Source organism: Oxynema mangrovii CENA135 (assembly GCF_016632315.1).
GTDB lineage: Bacteria > Cyanobacteriota > Cyanobacteriia > Cyanobacteriales > Laspinemataceae > Oxynema > Oxynema aestuarii.
The window spans coordinates 2046263-2065782 of record NZ_JAEOXH010000001.1; the positions used below are offsets into that span (position 1 = coordinate 2046263).

A 19520-nucleotide genomic window follows, 5' to 3' on the forward strand; every position below is an offset into this window, starting at 1 on the left:
AGACGATCGCATTTACAGGAACTCCTCGTTATCAATACATGTCAGAACTCAAATCGGATCCCTAAAGTAGATAGATGCACCCAAAATTACCTTAAATCGTGCTAAGCAACTGCTAGTTTTTGCGCGTTGCTAACATCAAGTTGGAGTCTTGATAATACTTGTAACCGATGCCGAAATCGAGGGGTTCGATGCTGCTGTCACTTTGGTAAATTTCGCGTAATTCTGGCTGGTATCGGTTCTTAAACAGATCGATGGGAGCGATGTAGGTTCCGTAAAAGTCGAGTTCCCATTGTTCGCGATCGAAACTGCGTAAGGGAATCCCGGAATCGTCTTGTAAAACGTGACTGCTTTGAGCGAAAATTAGGTCGCGAATTTGAGAAAAACTCTCATTGTACATCAAGTACGATGCGGCTTTAAGATAAGTAATCGGACTGTCAAATTGTTTGACAAACTGCTCGAATTGGGGGGTATTCGCCAAACCGCTATTCGATAAGTCAGTAGAGAAATAATAGAGCGATCGCGGCTCGGTTTCGCCTTCGGGGATAAAGGCAATTTTTACCCCAGGAATAGCATTGGTATTATCTCCAATGTCATCGAGCGATCGCGCTTCGCCGCTTTCGTCAATTCCCACATATTGGATGTCTACCACTTCGTTATTCGTGCGCGCCATAAAAAATAACAAAATGGGAATCACGCCTTTTTCGGCGAGGTCTTGGGCCATTGATTTCGTGCGGAAAAAGCTAAATTGCAAAATTGCATAGAGAGATTGCTGAATTTCTTGCAATTTTTGCGCTTTCGCACCCTCAGACATATTCTCGAAATCGGGAATACTCCCGAGCGGTTCCAAGCCGACCATGATGTAATTACTCCCTTGAGGAAAGAGGGAATAAGCGTAGAGAAAATCGGGTCCACTAAAAGGATAAAAAATGGTGGGGGCGTTCGCCTGAATGCTTTGCAGTTGTTTGTCCGACCATCGACGAACTTTTGAGAGTTGTTGCGCTTCTAAGGCGCTCCAAGAGTTATCGAGGGTTTGCGAATAATTCAGCCAAACATTACTCTTTTGAAGGTCGGCGATCGCCCCTTCTTTTTCAACTTCAATTCCGGCGATAAACTTTGCCTTTCCCGTCAATTTCTCGGCTTTGGCGCGGTCTATTTTAGGCGCTGGATCGGCTTTTGTTTCCGATGTTTTTATTTCGGCGGCACTAACTTCTTGCCGACCTTCTCCTCCCTCCGGAGTTACTTCGGTGGAGGTTGACGAACTAACTTGAGCCGATTCTGAAGCGATTGGCGTCGAAGTATTCGCACAACCTTGAACGAGGAGAACGAGTCCGAAGACAGAAAGGAAAAAGGATGAGAATTGAGAGGTTTTAGGTTTCATCGTAATTATTACTGATTGATTGTTTCGACGATCGCAAATCACTGGAAGAGACCAATTTCTTTCTCGCCGCGAAAAAGTAAATCGGCAGTCCCAGGAAAATAGTAAACAGTCCGGCTAAAGACTCTACAGGTTTTCCCATAAACGTGAAGATGAGAACCCACAAGCCAACCCCGATAAAAATGAGTGGCGTAATCGGATATCCCCAAGTTCGATAAGGACGGGAAATTTCCGGATACTTGTATCGGTGAACGAACACCCCTGCAACAGTCATTAATGAAGACAGAGTTAGGGTAAATCCGAGATAAGTTACTAAAGCTTCAAAGCTTGAAGTAATCAGAAGCACCAAAATCAGTGAAAGTTGAATCCAGATAGCTAAATCAGGAATTCCACTGGCATTTCTCTTGGCGAGGGGTTGGAAGAAGGGAATATCTTCGCCAATTGCTTGCGTGACTCGCGGTCCGGCCCAAATCATCGAACTAATCGAAGAAATAAGACCGAAAGAAATGAGCAAACTCATTAATTTACCGCCAAAGTCGCCGAAAATATATTCGGCAGCGATCGCACCGACTTGAGTTTTTCCAGCCAGTGCTTGTAAGGGGGTACTGTAGAGAAAAATAAAATTCAACAGCAAGTACAGCACCATGACGATCGCCGTTCCCACAATTAGGGAAAACGGTAAATTTTTCTCCGGTTTATCAATTTCATTGGCAATATAAACCGACGCATTCCATCCGGAATAAGCATAGGTAACGAACACCAAAGAAACCGCAAACGGAGGGCTAAAAATCGGCTGAATATCGCCAGCAGAAGGCAATAAATTCACGAACTGCGGTTCTGCGAGGAAAAAGCCACAGGCAATCAACACCACAATCGAAATCACTTTCAAGACCGTAAACCAATCTTGAAACGAGCTCCCCGTTTTCAAATTGCGGGTGTGAATTGTCGAAATGAGAATGGCGACGATCGCCGCCACTAGGGTTTCGTTCGGAATCGGGAATACTTGTGAGAGATAGTCGGCGAGGGCGATCGCGGCGGCGGCGATCGGTGCTGCGAAGCCCACCGTTACTGAAATCCAGCCCGAGAGAAAGCCGATCGCGGGGTGATAGATCTGCGAAAGGAATGTATATTCACCTCCCGACCGGGGCATGACGGAGCCTAACTCTGCATAAGACAGAGCGCCGCACATGGCAAAAATACCCCCGATCGCCCATAACGCCAATAAGGCGAAATAGGATTGAATGTCGGCCACTTGGTAACCCAAGCTGGTAAAAACCCCCGTTCCGATCGTATTGGCGACCACCAGACAAATCGCCGTGAACGGGCCGATGAGGCGAGAACTTCGATTGGAATCTGCCTTCATTGATATAGATTTAATCCGTTACATGAATCTGACTCGTGAAACAGTCAGTGAATCTGTTCTCTAAATACTTCTGCCCTAACTCCAGTCAGGACGCTGTAAGATGCAGCCCTAGGCAAACACCGCTATTAAAACCTATATTCGCAAGACTGTCCAGGGTCAACGACAATCGAATCGATCCGGTCTTCGTTTTTCGATTCCGCTCGATCGCCGATGAGTGAATTGCTCATTCACGATGAATATATTGCATAATTTTGACCTCGATCGGGAGAAATCTTGAAGCGAATTGACCCAATCCAAATTTAACTTTTAACGGTTTTGGTAACGATCGCCACCCTATTTCTACAAACCCCAAGCGAGCGTAAAACGGGGCTAAATATCCCATACATTCCAGATAAATCGCTTCGCTCGTTCCCTCGACTAAATGGCGAACCAAATAAGACCCCAAACCGCGATCGCGCCAGGACGGAACGACCACCAAACTCCCCAACTCTCGCACTCTGTCGATCGATCGCAACTGAGCGCAAGCGATAATCTCTCCCTCGGACTCGATCGCCCAAAATTGCCGCCAGTCTAACTGAGTCGGGTCCAACTTTTCCGAAAACACCAAACGACGGATCGTCCAGATATCGGACTTTCGAGCGCGTCTGAGGGTGCATCCCGGGGGTAAAGCGTCGGTCACGATCGCCCCTCAATTCCCTTGCCATCGGACGCGGACATTCGGATCCTCCCTCGGACCGCGATCGCCCAAGTAGGCGAGGGCCGCCCGGTCGTCGAGGGCGTAAGCGCGCAAAAACACCGCACTCCATCGGGCGATTGTCTCCAAGCTGACGGCGCGATCGAGAGTAGAACTGCTCTTTTCATTGGGCGATCCGGGGGGATTGTCGAGGTCGGTCAATCCGTAATGATTGGCGCCGCGTACTTCGATATACGCCTTGGGCGGACTCTCAATATTATTATATGTTTTTTCGATCGATTCGGCGCGAATTAAACTGTCCCGACTTCCGGCAATGAGGGCGATCGGAATTCCCGCATTGTTAACTTTCAAATATTCGCCGTCTTCCCATAAATCGCTACCAAAAAACACCCCGGCGAGTAATTCTTTCGGTCTTTCATAAGGACCTTCACACCAGGGTAAATCGCAAGCCTCGCGAATGGCATCTAAGCCGATAAATCCCCCTTGAGAATGACCGATCAACACCAATTTTTCCGCATCGGTAATCTTAAATAACGGAGAATTAGCATGATGCTGTTGCGCTTTAACGTACCTTAAAACATCAGTCACCTGTCCCACTTGCGGGAACAATTCCTCGCGATCGCGGATGGTGGTCAGGTGGTTGGGAACCACGACGATAAAGCCGTAACGGGCGATTTGAGTGGCAAATTGCGAGTAATAAGCCGCATCCACATTAAAGCCTTGAATCAGCAAAGCGACGGGTAAACGGTCTGCGGGTGCCAGTTGCGAGGGTTGAGGATAGTAGATATCTGCCGGATCGTTGTACCCGGGAATCGTGGTTTTGAAGCGATCGACTTTTGCATACAACGGTTGGCTGGGGTCGCGGTCGGTCTGCATCGGTACCGGGGAAGGAGTCTCCATAGGAACTGGAGCGATCGCGGGTTCCGAAGGCCGTTCCAAGGGTTGGGAATTGGCCAAAAAATGGGGAACCAACGTCACCGAAACGGCGGCGAGGGCGGCGATCGCCCCGAGGGCAAAAAGTCTAGACATCAGCAAACAACCTCCGGGAACAACAACCGAGAATGGAGGATCGAAACAGTGCGCTTTGCCCTAAATTTCACGGGAACCCAGAGCAAACCGCACCTTTTCCCTTACCTTTTAGCGTCGGCGATCGCCCCTTTCGCCATAGCAGCGAGAGCTTGGTCCGTCGCCTTGGGCAAATGATAGTATTTTCCACCCGCTTGTTTGGCTAACTCCTTCCCAAATCCGGTGGAGATAAATTTATTCTCCGTATCGATCACGAGCAGTTGCATCCCCGCGAGGCGGATTTTCCCCGCAATTTCCAACAGTTCCGCCTTCAGATCCGGTTTTTCTCCCTCCTCCATCGGTTCCGCCAGCGATCGCGCCAGGGGAATATTCCCCCGTCCGTCGGTAATCGCCACGATCAGCACCTGACCGATATCTCCCGACTGTTGGGCGTTCATCCCGACGCGCACCGCCGTCGTCAACCCGTGGGCCAACGGAGAACCGCCCCCACAGGGCATCCGTTCCAAGCGGCGCCGCGCCGTCGTAATCGATCGCGTCGGCGGTAACAACACTTCCGCCTGTTCCCCACGGAAAGGAATCAACGCAATTTGGTCGCGATTTTGATAGGCTTCCGTCAGCAACTGCAACACGGCGCCCTTCGCCGACTGCATCCGGTTGAGGGCCATCGACCCGGAAGCGTCCACGAGAAACACCACCAACGATCCCGCTTTGCGCGCCATCCGCTTCGATCGCAAATCCGACTGTTCCACGATCACTTTGCGTCCCGGATAGCGTTCCCGTCGGGCTTTTTGGTACGGCGCCGCCGCCCGCAAGGTGGCATCCACCGCAACCCGTTTCACCTGACCTTTGGGCAACATCGGCTTGATATAGCGCCCGCGATCTTCAGAAAAGATAATACTGCGCGCGCCACTTTTACCCTTGCGCTTCGCCATTTGCGCGAAATACAGCATCGCCGGGTCGATAATCACCCCTTCGGGGTCGAAAACGAACTCTTCCGGGATGCTTTGTTCTTGTTCTTCCTGTTCCGGCGGTTCTTCTTCTTCTTGTTCCTCTTCTTCCTCTTGTTCTTGTTCTTGTTCCCCTTCCGGCGGCGGCGGCGGTGGCGGTGGCGGCGGCGGCGGTTGTTCTTCTTCCGGAGGGGTCTGCACGATCGTCGATCGCGGGACGATGACCAGTTCCACGGCGCGGCGCAAGTCGTCGGCGTTAACCGTGTTGCGTCCGTCTAAGGCGGCGGAGGCTTTGGCGACGCGGACGGCGAACAGTTCGGCGCGATGGCCCTGGACCCCGCCGCGCACCGCTTCGTCCACGAGATAGGCGATTTGATCGTGACTGATGACGACGTCTTTGAGCCATTCCCGGGCCAGGAGGATCTGAGTTTTGAGGTTTTCGAGATCCTCGGCGTACTGGTCTAAAAAGGTTTGAGGGGAGTTGGCGTAGGAAAGGGCTTGTTCCACCGCCATGACGCGATCGTCCAATCCCAAGACCCCATCGGCGGACAGGGTAATGGCGATGCGATCGAGCAGGTGTTCGCGCAAGGGGCCTTCTTCGGGGTTGTAGGTGGCGATGAAGAGGGGCTTGCAGGGGTGTTGAAAGCTGATACCTTCCCGTTCGATTTGGTTGCGACCGTCGGTGAGGACACTCAGCAGTAAGTTGGCGATTTGGTCGTCGAGGAGGTTGATTTCATCGACGTAGAGGACGCCGCGATGGGCGCTGGCGAGTAAGCCGGGTTGAAAAACGGTTTCCCCCTGTTTGACCGATTGTTCCACGTCTACGGAACCGAGTAAGCGGTCTTCGGTGGTGCCGAGGGGGATTTGGATAAAGGGAGTGGGGATAATTTCCGTGGGGACGCTATCGGTGGCGCTGACGCCGTTTTGAGCGTTACGCGGATAGGTTTCGAGGGTGTAGTCGTCCCATTCTTCGGGGTTGGTCGGGTCGCAGTTGGCGATCGAGTCTTTGACGATTTCGATCGGGGGTAAGAGGGAGTGGATCGCACGGGCCATGACTGATTTGGCCGTACCGCGTCGTCCGGCGATCGCGACTCCCCCCAACCCCGGATCGACGGCTGTCAACAGTAAAGCCATTTTGATCGCTTCCTGTCCGACCACGGCGGTCAGTGGAAACGTCGTTAAGTTAGAACGGGTTACGGGCGCAGGCATGATCTAATGGGTTGGGAGTCCAGTCTTTTACTGTACTAGATCGTTGAGTGCATCGGGTTAACAATCCCGACGATCGCCCGCGATTTGAGAGGCGCCTTAGCAAGCGCAGATTTGGGGACAAAGGGCATTTTGTAAGAGCGCGTGGGCCGCATTGACGAGGTCGCTGTAGGTGCGATCGGCTTTGAACTGGCTCAGATAGTTGGCGCTGCGAATGCCGCAAGTGACTGCAATTGAGGGGATGCCGACGGCTTTGGCGGCGAGGATGTCAGCTTCGGTGTCGCCGATGATGCAGGCGCGATCGCGGTCCACTCCATGTTCGGCGATCGCCTCGGCGAGTAAGTGCGTTTTCACTTGAGCGTAGTTTTGATAGGCCAGCGCGAGATCGTCCGTTCCCCAAATGCCGCTAAATAAGGGAGCTAACCCGGTTTTTTCCAAGATGTCCGTGACTTGATCTTGGTGGCGCAAGGTGACCGACACCAACCGGGCGCCTTGGCAGTGCAGCAAACCCAAGGCCCAACGCACTCCCGGTTGCAAGCGGTCTTTATGTAATAAGTGCGGTTGATTGACGATTTCGTGAACTTGACCGAGGAAAACGTCGGTTTGTTCGTCGTCGAGTCCGGACTGTCTGGCGATTTCGACATCGGGGACGCGATCTCGCTTCATTTGCCAAAATTGCTCTTTACTGAGGATTTGTAAGGGCAATTTCTGCGATCGCGCCTGGTAGACCGCTTGCGTTTTTGCTAAGCCCAAGCGATAAGTGCTGTAGTACCGTTCCGAAACGTCGATTAACGGTCCGTCAAAGTCGCAAAAGACGGTCCAATCGGCTAACGGTCCTTCGGACTTAACAGAAGGAGGACAGGGAGTCAAATAGGGGCGAGTCGCTTTCATCACCAGAGGATAGTTGCGCTTTCTTTTGCAATGTATCTTTACACTAGCAGATTAAAGATAAGATTTCATGCGGTTAGCACCCATTTTTCTATTGAAAAATCTTATGTTATCAACAAGGGAGAGGGTGCGGATTGTGACCAAAACTGGGAGAAGCGATCGGACGATTGTCCCAGTTTTGGATACGGACATGGAGATTTTGTAGGGTTCGCGACCGGATCGGCGATCGCGGCGCGTCTCAAGAGCGGAAAAAACGGCTCGGAGAGCTTATCGCTCAGTTCGCCTGGGGAACTGGGGGAAGATCTGGATCTTGCTCTACATTGCCCATGTTATCGGCGTCGATCTCTCCTTTGGTTAGGAAACGCAAAGTTTCTTGATAGAGACTGCGCCAGAAGCGGTTACTCATTCCCTGACTAATTTCAGTCGGATCGACCATCGGATGCGGGACTAAATCGGAGGCGGGATAGAAGTAAGAACGGTGTCCGCCAGCATCGCCGCCAATTTTCTCGAACAGCATTTGATTGGTTTCAATATCCGCCGCATCCTCATTTTCCGTCAGCACCAGAAATGTCGGGATATTTTGGAGGGCGGCGATCGCCTTAGAATTGAGAACGGCAGTGCGTCCGAAGCGATCCGCCGCCGTCAGACAACCCACGGGGAATTTTAACTGCGGATCCCAGCCTAATTCGGCAATATCCAACGGTCCGGCGAGATTGACGTAGCGACGGCGATCGCCGTAAATCTTCAACAACGGCGCGTAGGCGACCACCCCCTTCACCGTTTCCGGGTGGTTCGCCGCCACCGCCAGCGCCACCGCACCCCCGACCGACAAACCGACCGCATACACCGGACCGGGTAACTCCGAAATTTCGTGCAGACGCTGACTCGCACAAGTCAAATAATCTTCGTGAGACGAATCGAAATAGCGATCGAACTCGTCCTCATCCTCGCGTTCGATCGCCTGCATGATGTTCAACAAACGCGGTTCGAGAATTAACAACCGTGCTAAAAGGGCTTTTTGTTGCAGCGCACTCGGCTGAGTGAACCCACTAGGATTGTCGGAAATATTATTAAAAAACTGATTGAGAACCGGATCTTTTTTTACCTTTTTGCGGAGGGGATCGTAGATTTCCGGCTTCAGATCGACCTGGGGCCAATATTGATGGGGAGGAAGTAAATGATGACCTGCTAAAGTGGTTTGATAAACATTAAATCCATTGTGAAAAAGATAGTCGGCCAGCCGCCACATTTGGTGAGGTTTGGCACTGAATCCGTGAAACATCAACACCGTGCCGCGAATGGGTTTTCCCGGATCGTGAAAGAGATAATAAGGATAAGCCCACTCGCGGCGATCGCCGTGACGGGCGATCGTTTCTAGATAAGCATTAATCGCTTCTTTGGTACGGCGAAGCTGTTCCTCGGTCGGAGTCACGAAAGAGTCTGTAATCGTCATAACCCGGCGACTTCAAAATTGATAAAAAAGACCACCTACGTTATAGCATTCGAGCAAGGCCGTGTCAGGGGTTCGTCGCCCCTGCACTCGGGTGACTTCTTCGATCGCCTCACCGATCGGGCATCAGTAAGCCATACAATTTTTATTGAGCAAAACATAAAACATAATAATTTTTTTGCTATTGATAGGTTGGTCAGTTAGATGTACTGCTATAGTGATTCTCAATCTGCTGGAATTATCAATAGAATTTGAACCTAATTTGACCGTCGGCGCAGCCCGAGTGCGGTTGCTGGATTCGGTGTTTTCAAGAAAATGACAAATTGAGTGAACTGTCAGACATTGAAACTGCATGATTCTAGCAGAGTAGTTGCTTCAATGGGGCTGTCCCAAAAAGGGACAGTGAAACGATCTCCGGCTTGGATAAGTCGTTGAGCAACTCCGCTTCAATGGGGCTGTCCCAAAAAGGGACAGTGAAACTGGTTCGTATAGGCAGCCTCTATCAGGCTGCGCAAGCTTCAATGGGGCTGTCCCAAAAAGGGACAGTGAAACCGAATCCCGAAAGGTCACCTACTCGAAAAACTTCGCTTCAATGGGGCTGTCCCAAAAAGGGACAGTGAAACTTTTTGCAAGACCCTAGTGAGTGGCACTTCACTCCTTCAATGGGGCTGTCCCAAAAAGGGACAGTGAAACGATGTTCATTGTCCGTTTCCTTTCGTTTTTTCTTCCTTCAATGGGGCTGTCCCAAAAAGGGACAGTGAAACCCGATTGGCTGCTTGTGCTAGGGGTAGCGTACGGCCTTCAATGGGGCTGTCCCAAAAAGGGACAGTGAAACAGCTGTGGCCACTGCTTCAATGGCTCGATCCCGCCACCGCTTCAATGGGGCTGTCCCAAAAAGGGACAGTGAAACTCGCCTCCCCCCAAGATGCGCCAATGCCGCCCTCGCTTCAATGGGGCTGTCCCAAAAAGGGACAGTGAAACCGCCTCCCCCGCCCACTCGATTGCCCCCTCGCCGGCTTCAATGGGGCTGTCCCAAAAAGGGACAGTGAAACCTAAAAATGTTTGTGAGAATATCGGCGACGAATTTGCTTCAATGGGGCTGTCCCAAAAAGGGACAGTGAAACCGCTTGGTAGGAAGCCTCCGGGATTCCCTTCTCACGTGCTTCAATGGGGCTGTCCCAAAAAGGGACAGTGAAACCTTAGCGACCACGATCGCTTTCGCCCGGGCGATGGCGCTTCAATGGGGCTGTCCCAAAAAGGGACAGTGAAACTTCCCTTATCGTCGGCGCCGGATCTAGTCTCCATGGGCTTCAATGGGGCTGTCCCAAAAAGGGACAGTGAAACATCTTGATTTGTGCTGAATGGTTCGACGGCGCCTTCGCTTCAATGGGGCTGTCCCAAAAAGGGACAGTGAAACAATCTAGAGCGTGCAGACTTAAGCTACACCGATTTGTGTGAGCTTCAATGGGGCTGTCCCAAAAAGGGACAGTGAAACGAGCCATTGGCTCCAATAGCGTACTCAGACTATGCTTCAATGGGGCTGTCCCAAAAAGGGACAGTGAAACTCTTCCTGGATCGTGAGATCCCCGAGGAATTCTTCGGCTTCAATGGGGCTGTCCCAAAAAGGGACAGTGAAACGAGGGTCGTCGGTAACGGGATGCACCTCCCCTTCGACGCTTCAATGGGGCTGTCCCAAAAAGGGACAGTGAAACTGGCAGCGCGACGCGCAACGACTACGTCGAGGCTCACGACGCTTCAATGGGGCTGTCCCAAAAAGGGACAGTGAAACTTCAGTCAGGGGGAGTAATGGCTATGGCTTTCTCTTATGCTTCAATGGGGCTGTCCCAAAAAGGGACAGTGAAACTTTACGATAAGGCGATCGTGCTGATCGACTTCAGCGCTTCAATGGGGCTGTCCCAAAAAGGGACAGTGAAACTTGAGAGCGAAATGGATTTGGCTGAATTTACCGCGAAGCTTCAATGGGGCTGTCCCAAAAAGGGACAGTGAAACGCATGTCCCACGCGTACTTGAGGCCCCCGATGGTGCTTCAATGGGGCTGTCCCAAAAAGGGACAGTGAAACTCACGACAAGGCAGCCCCCCACAATGGATACCAGGCTTCAATGGGGCTGTCCCAAAAAGGGACAGTGAAACGGCGGCTGCCGCCATCCTGGCGGATCGCCAGGAGGCAACGGAAGCTTCAATGGGGCTGTCCCAAAAAGGGACAGTGAAACCTGATTTGGATGAGGTTCATTTCATGGAAATCGTGCTTCAATGGGGCTGTCCCAAAAAGGGACAGTGAAACAAAGGGGCGTGCTTTTTCGATTGGAAAATTTCCAGCTTCAATGGGGCTGTCCCAAAAAGGGACAGTGAAACGCAAGGAGGGCAAATCCACTCTCCCTGCTTATTTTTCAAAGGATCGCTTCAATGGGGCTGTCCCAAAAAGGGACAGTGAAACTGCCGCCCTCTGAAAACCTTGTCCTATAAGGTTTTCAAGGTACGTTTGCGCGGATGTCTGGCAAAAGTTCATTTCAGCCATCGTCCTTAAGAGAAATTCTATCGCATCAACACCCCAAACCCTTATCTCATCAGAAATCCAGCACTTGCGCGAATCATTTTTCGAGACAAATCGCTGTATCCTTTGCAGTACAAGGCATTGAACCGTATGATGCGATAACTTCATTTCTACACCTACCCCTCCGCGCAAAAGTAGGGAACGAACAACCCCAGTCCGAAATGCGCGCCGTAGCCGATCGCGATCGGTCCGCATTGTTCCTCCACAAATTCTAACTCAATCCAATACCCTCGGTCTGAGGATTGATGACCTTTTCCCGAAGAGCGGCGGCGGCGGAAAGCGTGCCAGGGATAGCAACAATCGATATCGGAGTCGCTCAAAACACGAACGTCTGCCAGAGGTGCGATCGCCCATACCGCTCGCAAATGGTCGATCAGGTGCTTCGCCTGCCACTGTACCCCATCGACCTGCCATCCGGTATCTGGATCGATTTTCTTCTTCGGATGACGGGGTAACACAAACGGCGTCAACGATCGCCAAATGCGACTGCACCCGAGCAGGGAACGAGATTGTCTTATGGTTGTACTACGATAATCCTCCAGCGTTCCGAGTCCCGTCAACCGCGTTTGCACTTCAAACGCTTTACCTGCCCATACTTTGGACAACCCACACAAGACCCGAACCGCATCCTCGCCGAACCCTTCCGCCGCAAACACCCAAAGGCGATCGATCCGTCCGTCGCCGTCGCTGTCTTCTGGTAAATACCAAGCGTGACGTTGATTCTGGCGCTTCTCACCCGTTTTCTGCCGACCTGAGAACGTTTCCATCGCTTCGGAACCGTCATCGCTGCGACTCATTAACGTTTGTCGAAATCGTTCGCCGACGGCGAGGGCTTCCGTCAGAGGGGGCAACACATTTGAACTCAAATCAAATCGCGCCACGGTCGGACGCGCGATCGCCTGTCGCTCAGTAACCGACCATCCCCTAACATTGTTCGAGTTGTTCGCGATCGTATAAGTCGCCCATCGCGCACCGGGAACCCCACTCCACCCTTGACGATGCAATTCGCCGATATCCACTTCTAAGGTATCGAGGAGATCCTGGGGAATCCGCCACTTGGCGCGTTTGGGTCGCTCGACGTTGCCTAAAGCCGTCTTAAATCCCTCAAACTCCGACTGAGAGAGGGGAACGAGAATGCGCGTCGTTTCGCCCGCCGCCACCTCATACGCCCCCAGGGGGCGGGCGTCGCACGCCGTCGCCGTGGTGTAGCACGGGGACACCTCACACCAGGACTCTGCACGACCGAGATAGGTCAACTGGTGACACAGACATTCGAGCAGTTGACGCTGCTTGTCGTCGAGTTCGACATCGTGCCACACTACTTGAAGTTCCGGCGCTTTTTCAGGAATCGTCGTCGCGCGATCGAAGACGACGAACGTATCCAAGACCTTAGTCGTCGTCTCCTTCCCTTCTTTGCGAACTGGCATATAGTGCCGAGTATGGGCCGTAGTATGAGGCGGCAACCGATACGACGGCAGGGAATCGGCGAGTTGGGTCACCAGTTGGCACAATCGATCGCGCGGCGGACGATCGCTCAGATAATAGTAAGCCGATACCAAGGCCCGCAAGATACGCCACGGCGACGGGGGATATTCGACAATGCCTTCGTTCACCTGATGATTCCACGGCGTGGCGTGAAAGCGCCCGGTGAGGAAGCGAATCGATAACGTCACACTCATCTATTTCTTCTCTTGCTTCGGTGTCTTCTATGCTTGTTGGTATTGCACGACCCTCACGGGTTCGTCGTTAAATAACGGGCGAGCTGCTTTGACTAATTTAGGCAGAAGCGTGGCGAGTTCGTCTCGCTTCGGTAGGGCGAACTTCTCGGGACGAGTCACGCGAATGTCCGTACATTCGAGGTCGCAAGCCGTTCGCAACCGCAATCCGTCTTCGAGGAAACTGCGGATTTTGTATAAGGCGATCGCAATCAATAAATCAGTGGCATCGTCGCCAAGCCGATAGTTTCGCAGTTGCGCCAGGTCGAGGCTGAAGAACGCCGTAATTGCCTCCGCCGTGTACTCCGTGCGAGCGTAGAGAATGTTCCCCTTGCCTTTTTTGCCTTTTTTGGCCTCTGCTTTAGTAGGATCGACGCGATCGAGTTTCACGCCGCCAAACTGTACGGGACGAACGTTATAGGCTTCAATAAAACCGGATAACGCCCGAGCCAAGCGAAAGCGTCCGCCCGCTAACTCTTTCTTCGCTAGAAAGACACCGTGCAGCAGTGAATTAATATCGTACTTCGCTAAAGTTACGGCCAGCTTGTGCGGATCGATCGCCCCTTTTTTATCCAGCGCGTCGAGTTCTGATTTCAAGTCATTTACAAAACTCTTGTCTTTACCTTCGAGTAAATAGAACGAGTTAATCCGATGAGCTTCTAACAAGGAATTCGTCAGCACCTCAGCGTCTTCTTTCACCACGACGTAAGAAATTCCACGCAGTGGTTCGATAACATCTTGTGCCACCTCGTCCCAAATCGTGTTCTCTAGACGATTGGCCACACTTTGGGCAGATTCGAGCAACACCATCTCCGTTCGATTTTCATTCGGCAGTTGATAGGTAGCCGCACCGAGATCGGGAAATCCCGTGGGTTGAAAGCGCGTGCCTTGCAACGGCTTTAAGTCGGCTTCAATTAACAAACGATTGGTGTTTTCTAAGGCTTTAAAGTTCATCTTCCTTTTTTTCTTCCTTGTTTTCCACGATGCGATAACAAATGCGATCGAGCAACTGCCGCGATGTCTCCTCGGCAATGGGGAACGCCAAGGCTGCGGCTATTCGACGAGTGCGATCGCGCCGAAGCTCAAATGGTCTGACGGCTAATCGAAAACGACTGGCACGGAGTCGGCGAATGGCTAATTCTGTCGCAGTCTGACAATCGCCGACCTCTAAGCGACTCCACAATCCACTGACCCGAGGGAGGACGATCTTACTGTCTTTCGAGAGTGTACCTTCTTCGGTTGGGGCGGGTACGACTCGCCGGACGACGGGTTCGAGGAGAGCAAAGGCGGCGGGAACTGCGTTAATCTCTTCCCGAGAATCTTTCCCCTGGGTTGACCGATGACGTTTGACCAGTGCCAGTCCTCGCGCGATCGCCTCCAGGCGCTGGTCATCCACGGTGCCATCGATCCAAGCTTGGATATCTCGGAGCCGAGCAGTGGCGGGATGCGACGATGAGTGAGAGTGAGAATTCGTCGGGTCTGCGTCCTGAGCCGATTCCTGTTTTCGACCCTGCTGCGCTTCGATCTCCTCTCGTCGCAGCAGGATCAACAAATTGTCCGTCAAGGTTCCCCCTTGCCAAACAGTAATGGCATCGGAATCTTTCCAACTTGGTTTTGATTGGGAACCGCGTACCCGAACCAACCGTTGACGCAAACCGCGATCGGGTTCGGGATAATCGATTAATCGTGGCAATTGCGTCTCGGGGTCATCTACGACTTTCCGATACCGTCCCCGTCCCGCCAGTGCCAACGCCAGACGAAATTCGACCGAATCATCATTACAGGCTTCGATCCACCGACTGCTCAACCACGGGATCGGCGGTAGATGCACCTCGCGCACCCAAGTGAGAGAGCGATCGAGTGTTTGCTCGACTTCGCCGAGGGCGACTAATACGGCGAGAGCATTGTTGCCTCTGGCTCCCGGTTGGGCTTCGGCTTGGGCGAATTCGACAATGCGGGTTTCGAGCAAGCGATGAACGCGCTTGATTGCGGCGGGGGCTTCTTTCGGTTCGGCAACGCGACGAAAGCGATCGAGCCACTCGAGAATAGGGGATAACAGGTTGGTCGTCGAGGAATCGCCAGATCGATCGCGAGGACGAAATTCTCCCAGGGGTACGGCAAAGTAGGACAATCCGTTACGCTCTTGGAAGCTGTAGCGCACGAAGGCATCGATCCCGCGAAATTTGCCGAGATCGGCAACAGCCAACGCAAAGTCTACCCCCGTTTTGTCCCGTTCCCCGAGCTTGGCGCGACCTTCGCCGAAGAAAACATGCAGTTCGTCAAATCGGGTAGGTCGCGACCACAAGGGCATCCAAGTTTCAGCTCGAATATTTTCGTCTTCAGCCGCAGTACCGTACCCCATCGGGGTAGGTCGCACAGCAAAGGGATAGGTCAACGCACCGTGAGTAGACGACTCGAACTTGCGCGTGAGCCGTGCCTGAAACGTCAGCGTTCCTTCCATCATCAGCACGAAATCCCAAGGATTGACCCGAGATTTTCCTTCAAATCCCGGTGCAGCGTTAGTTCCACCCGCCGCAATGGGATCGAACTGACCGATTTTGCCAGAGAATGACAAACCGGGTAGCGTTTCTCCGAATAATGCCGCTTTCAATAAGGTTTCAGCGTCGGCGGTCGGTTTTCCCGTCTCAAAGTCAATGAGATTCTGAAGCTGTTGCTGAAACGTGCGACTGAACTCGAAGTTGCCATCGTTCCCACCCGTTCCCAGCAGTGGTGGATATTGAATGTCATCGTTGGACACCAAAGCACAGGTATCGATCCAGCGCACGGCCAGGTCGGGCAAGCGATCGCGCAGTTGACGGATCAGTTTGTTTTTATCGTCGCCACTGGGCTGTTTCTTCAGGCCCATCTCGTTGACAATCTGTTGGGCGATCGCGATCGTCTCGCGATAAGCGGTTAACCGCTTAGTCTGCGACTGTCGTACGGCATCGAGGGTCTTTTTGTTATCTTTCGGATAAAAACCCGTGCTGCCGTTCCACGGTGAAAGTATGGGAGTGGGTTCGTACTCGCACAGGAAGAAGTTAACGAGCTCGTCAGCCGCGATCGCCCCGGTCAGGACAAAAACATCACTCTCGACGTTTCCATCCGGCGATGCTTCAAAAGAGGCCATCCAGCTTGATTCTTGGACGACAACCTGACGTTGCCAACTGCCCTTCATGCGAGAACGATGCTGTTCGTGAAGGAGGCGCAGGATGCCCAAAGCTTTCAGATAGCTGGCCACCGAGTCCGGGCGAGCGCCGGGTAATGCAAGATCCATCAATTATTCCTCCGCCAATGGTCCGGTATATCGTGCCGATGCCCGCCAATCTGCCACGCGCACCACAGTTTCGAGATAGGCGAGTTTGAAGGCACCGTATTCGTCCAACAGGTCGAGCGATCGCGCCACCCAGGATGGTTCGCCGTTGGCACTGTCTCCCAAGGCCACGCAATCGAGGGATAATTGGCACGACGGGATAGTGAGACCGTCGCCGAGGTCGATTTCGGGTAAGGTGTCCCCATCCCAAACCCCTCGCGCATAGGCTTTTCCATGCGGTGCAGCCTTCTCGTTCGGGTACGGCTGCACGACCATACGGACTTTGCCGTGATGACAGGCGACGAGATAAGCCAGTAGAAACGGTTCGCCCTGTTGCAGTGCCAGCAGCGCACTCGCCCATTCGTGACGCAAATAGCGAAATCCACGATCTTGGAACTTACGAGGCGGGCGATCGCTGGAATTTTTGAAATCGCGATCGGATTTCGCCCACAATGTCGCTCCCTTGCGCTCTTCCCGGTTCCAGGTGAGCATCTTTTGAAATTCCTCGTGCGCTTTCCCCGCATCGTGATATCGGGCGGCGCGCGCGATCGACTCTACCGGGAGATCGCTGAGTTTGAGCGCCTCGCACAATTTCTGAGCCTCATTAAATGTATCCCGAGCGTGTTGTTCGAGGGTGATGTAGGTTCCGACTTGAGAAAGTGGATCGTCGCGATCGCTATTGAAGTCTCCGTCTTCGGGTAGGTCGAGCGGTGCAAAGTCTTTCTCTTTGCCACCTGTAAAGCCCAATTCCGACGAATAGCCTCCGTCGGTCGTCCGAACCAACAGAGTGATGCCAGGAAACAGCTCATTGTGGGCGACCTTGCGCCATTGCTTGTTCGGCGCATCGAAGGTCCAAGCCTCTCGTTCTCGTTGTTTCAGAAACTGTTGAGCTTGAGCCATGCTGACCCGACAGAGTTCGTCTCGATACAATTTGCCGACGTAATTTTCATCTCCCCAGTCCGCAGAGGGATTGCCTTTTCCCCAATCGCGCCAGGCAATCTCTACATTGTTATCTTGGGCTTCCCGCACGAATGGCGAGATATCGATATCGTGACCCGCGAGGTCGCTGGCGGTATCGAACAATTGCATGAGGTCGTGACGACGCAAAACCATTCCCTCAACCGCCTGGGGCGATCGCTTGTCGTCGGGTAAGTCTTTGAGAAACGCATTGAGCGACTCGATCCCGGCGTTGCCCTGTTGTTCTTGAAGTTGCCCGACGAGGTAGCGGGCCTGTTCGATCGCCTCCGCACGATATGGACTGGTCGCCTTATCGTCAACTTTCTCGTCGAAGTCGATCCAATACACCGCCGCCTCGGTCGCTTCACCGTATCGATTGCAGCGTCCGAGGCGCTGTACGAAAGACGACCAGGGACACAGTTCGGTAAATAAGGTGGTCGCAGAGATATCCACCCCAGCTTCGACCACCTGGGTAGCAACGAGAATGCCGCGAAAGGGATGCTCGTCGTCGAGATAGCGTGCCCCGAGGGTCTGGCGATCGCCTGCTCGAAATCGCGAGTGAATCAGTCCGATTTCTGCGTCGATCTCACCTTTACGCTGAAGTTGCTGGAGTTCGCGATACACCGCCCGCGCGCGATCGACGCGATTGCAAACGATTAGTGTCAACGTGTCGGCGCGATGTACTTCGGCGATCGTACTTGTGAGTTTACGGGCATACTGGCGAACCTCTTTATCTCCCCCCTTACTCGGAACCACGATCGCCGTACGCTGGATTGATTTGCTCGCACTCAGGCGCTTTTGCAAGGTGGGATGTTGTCGGTCATCTTCTCCCAGGGTGAAGGGTCGATCGAGATTGCCGTAGGTCTGACGATAATCGACCGTTTTCAAGATGTCGCTATCGAGAGTCGCAGACATCCACAAGGTGCGAGCAGTGCCATAGGTGCTGAAATGTTCTCGCAACCACTGCAGTTGTGCGGTCGTCCGCAATCCCGCGCCCATCAACTGCGTTTCGTCGATGACCCAGAAACAATCATTATTCAGTTGTGCGAAATGCACTGGCCACCGATAGCGACTCATGGCATAACCCCGATTGAGCGCCCGAGAGAGCAGTTGGTCTTGGGTTCCGACTAAGATGGTATTGCGATCGAGGCGATCGTCCCAATCGTGACTGACGGAACCGCCCATCAGTTTGTGAACTTCAATGTCTTTAATGTCTTCGTCAAGGGCGTTGTGACCCTTGAGATGGTCGAGCCACTTGTGAATCGATCGCTCGGTCTGCTCGACCAAACTGCGCATCGGTAAGCAGTAGACCAATCGGCGTGGGGTGCGATCGCGATCGTGTTGCCGTCGCCACAGCCATCCGAGAACGACTGTTGCTGTTTTACCACTCCCAGTGGGTACATTGAGAACAAGCGGGAGCGTATCGGCGCAGGCTAGCCGTTCTTGGTAGGGAAACGGTAGTTTTCCAGTCGCAATTTGGAAAAACTCAGAAAATTTCATTGTCTAAAGTTCAAAATCTAAAATCTAAAATCTAAAATCTAAAACCTAATCGGCTTCTCGTTCTAAAATCAACGTGACCGGACCGTCATTATCGATCGCCACGTGCATCATCGCCCCAAATTCGCCCGTTTCTACCTTCAAACCACTTTGGCGTAATTTCCCTACAAACTGTTCGTAAAGCTGTTGCGCGCGATCGCCGGATGCGGAGCGATCGAATGACGGTCTGCGTCCCTTCCGACAGTCTCCATATAAAGTAAATTGACTGACAACTAATAACTCCCCTTGAATGTCGAGAACTGACTTATCCCAACGGGCGCGATCGCTCGTTTCATCGGGAAATAGTCGTAATTCCAAACATTTTCGCGCCATCCAATCCAGTTCGGCTTCCGTATCCGTTTCGGCAATTCCCACCAATAAATTTAAGCCTTTCCCGATTTGTCCGATCGCGCGATCGCCGACCATCACTTGAGACGATTTAACTCGTTGAATAATCACTCGCATAACTAAAAAAACACT

Annotated in this window: 12 protein-coding genes and 1 CRISPR repeat array; all 12 genes read right to left on the reverse strand. The window is 52.6% G+C overall.

Annotated elements, in window-relative coordinates:
- Window positions 1–112: 112 nt before the first annotated feature.
- Entirely contained in the window at window positions 113–1378 is a 1266-nt protein-coding gene (locus JJD41_RS08125) for a hypothetical protein (protein WP_200665480.1), read from the reverse strand.
- On the reverse strand, window positions 1368–2738 hold the full coding sequence (locus JJD41_RS08130; RefSeq protein ID WP_200665481.1) for an APC family permease: 1371 nt from the start codon (window positions 2736–2738) through the stop codon (window positions 1368–1370). The genes JJD41_RS08125 and JJD41_RS08130 overlap by 11 nt, the downstream gene beginning before the upstream one ends.
- Before the next feature lie 223 nt (window positions 2739–2961).
- On the reverse strand, window positions 2962–3417 hold the full coding sequence (locus JJD41_RS08135) for a GNAT family N-acetyltransferase (RefSeq protein ID WP_200665482.1): 456 nt from the start codon (window positions 3415–3417) through the stop codon (window positions 2962–2964).
- A gap of 9 nt (window positions 3418–3426) precedes the next feature.
- Window positions 3427–4461 carry an alpha/beta hydrolase family protein gene (locus tag JJD41_RS08140; protein ID WP_200665483.1) on the reverse strand — a complete coding sequence of 345 codons (1035 nt, stop codon included), beginning with the start codon at window positions 4459–4461 and terminating at the stop codon, window positions 3427–3429.
- Window positions 4462–4562: 101 nt separating this feature from the next.
- Window positions 4563–6614: a magnesium chelatase ATPase subunit D gene (gene bchD / locus JJD41_RS08145; protein WP_200665484.1), complete on the reverse strand. Its 2052-nt coding sequence runs from the start codon at window positions 6612–6614 to the stop codon at window positions 4563–4565.
- 96 nt (window positions 6615–6710) lie between these two features.
- Window positions 6711–7502 carry an HAD family hydrolase gene (locus JJD41_RS08150; protein ID WP_200665485.1) on the reverse strand — a complete coding sequence of 264 codons (792 nt, stop codon included), beginning with the start codon at window positions 7500–7502 and terminating at the stop codon, window positions 6711–6713.
- 271 nt (window positions 7503–7773) lie between these two features.
- Window positions 7774–8952, reverse strand: a complete 1179-nt coding sequence (locus tag JJD41_RS08155) for a serine aminopeptidase domain-containing protein (protein ID WP_200665486.1) — start codon at window positions 8950–8952, stop codon at window positions 7774–7776.
- A 369-nt stretch (window positions 8953–9321) separates the two neighbouring features.
- A CRISPR array of direct repeats spans window positions 9322–11405; the repeat unit is 37 nt; unit sequence GCTTCAATGGGGCTGTCCCAAAAAGGGACAGTGAAAC.
- A 233-nt stretch (window positions 11406–11638) separates the two neighbouring features.
- Window positions 11639–13201, reverse strand: a complete 1563-nt coding sequence (gene csb2, locus JJD41_RS08160; protein WP_200665487.1) for a type I-G CRISPR-associated protein Csb2 — start codon at window positions 13199–13201, stop codon at window positions 11639–11641.
- 27 nt (window positions 13202–13228) lie between these two features.
- Entirely contained in the window at window positions 13229–14191 is a 963-nt protein-coding gene (cas7g, locus tag JJD41_RS08165) for a type I-G CRISPR-associated RAMP protein Csb1/Cas7g (protein WP_200665488.1), read from the reverse strand.
- Window positions 14181–16511 (reverse strand): type I-G CRISPR-associated protein Cas8g1/Csx17, encoded by a 2331-nt coding sequence (gene cas8g1 / locus JJD41_RS08170; protein ID WP_200665489.1) that lies wholly within the window; start codon window positions 16509–16511, stop codon window positions 14181–14183. The genes cas7g and cas8g1 overlap by 11 nt, the downstream gene beginning before the upstream one ends.
- Before the next feature lie 3 nt (window positions 16512–16514).
- Window positions 16515–19004, reverse strand: a complete 2490-nt coding sequence (gene cas3g / locus JJD41_RS08175; protein ID WP_200665490.1) for a type I-G CRISPR-associated helicase/endonuclease Cas3g — start codon at window positions 19002–19004, stop codon at window positions 16515–16517.
- Between the two features lie 45 nt (window positions 19005–19049).
- Complete coding sequence (gene dtd / locus JJD41_RS08180; RefSeq protein WP_200665491.1) at window positions 19050–19505, reverse strand: D-aminoacyl-tRNA deacylase; 456 nt, start codon at window positions 19503–19505, stop codon at window positions 19050–19052.
- Window positions 19506–19520 lie beyond the last annotated feature (15 nt).

Excerpts from the sequence above, each read along its gene's own strand:
- JJD41_RS08155 (WP_200665486.1), bottom strand. The coding sequence starts at position 8,952 with ATGACGATTACAGACTCTTTCGTGACTCCGACCGAGGAACAGCTTCGC.
- cas3g (WP_200665490.1), bottom strand. The coding sequence starts at position 19,004 with ATGAAATTTTCTGAGTTTTTCCAAATTGCGACTGGAAAACTACCGTTT.
- JJD41_RS08130 (WP_200665481.1), bottom strand. The coding sequence starts at position 2,738 with ATGAAGGCAGATTCCAATCGAAGTTCTCGCCTCATCGGCCCGTTCACG.
- JJD41_RS08150 (WP_200665485.1), bottom strand. The coding sequence starts at position 7,502 with ATGAAAGCGACTCGCCCCTATTTGACTCCCTGTCCTCCTTCTGTTAAG.
- cas7g (WP_200665488.1), bottom strand. The coding sequence starts at position 14,191 with ATGAACTTTAAAGCCTTAGAAAACACCAATCGTTTGTTAATTGAAGCC.
- JJD41_RS08125 (WP_200665480.1), bottom strand. The coding sequence starts at position 1,378 with ATGAAACCTAAAACCTCTCAATTCTCATCCTTTTTCCTTTCTGTCTTC.
- cas8g1 (WP_200665489.1), bottom strand. The coding sequence starts at position 16,511 with ATGGATCTTGCATTACCCGGCGCTCGCCCGGACTCGGTGGCCAGCTAT.
- bchD (WP_200665484.1), bottom strand. The coding sequence starts at position 6,614 with ATGCCTGCGCCCGTAACCCGTTCTAACTTAACGACGTTTCCACTGACC.
- JJD41_RS08140 (WP_200665483.1), bottom strand. The coding sequence starts at position 4,461 with ATGTCTAGACTTTTTGCCCTCGGGGCGATCGCCGCCCTCGCCGCCGTT.
- dtd (WP_200665491.1), bottom strand. The coding sequence starts at position 19,505 with ATGCGAGTGATTATTCAACGAGTTAAATCGTCTCAAGTGATGGTCGGC.
- csb2 (WP_200665487.1), bottom strand. The coding sequence starts at position 13,201 with ATGAGTGTGACGTTATCGATTCGCTTCCTCACCGGGCGCTTTCACGCC.